Consider the following 252-nt stretch of genomic DNA (forward strand, 5'->3'; position numbering starts at 1 on the left):
CCGTGATGGTCTCGCCCGCTTCTTGTGCGTTGATCACGTCATCGGCGGTGATGTTATTCACATTGACGTTACCCTGCTCGGCACTGGTGTCTAAGGTTGCGTTGTCGGTTACGCTGCCCTCGTTTCCCGCGGCATCGGTCACCGTCATGGTGACGGTTAATTCTCCGTCGGTCAGCGTACTCAGATCTTGTCCCGAAACGGTAACGTTACCCGCATCATCAACGTCAATGTCGTTCGCATCGACCGTGACGC

Annotated in this window: 1 protein-coding gene; it reads right to left on the reverse strand. The window is 56.0% G+C overall.

Annotated features, from left to right (window positions below; all coding sequences use genetic code 11):
- Window positions 1-252: hypothetical protein (locus L8G48_RS13420; protein WP_248265095.1), on the reverse strand; the 252-nt coding region annotated here is incomplete at both ends.

The organism is Idiomarina aminovorans, from assembly GCF_023155095.1.
GTDB lineage: Bacteria > Pseudomonadota > Gammaproteobacteria > Enterobacterales > Alteromonadaceae > Idiomarina > Idiomarina aminovorans.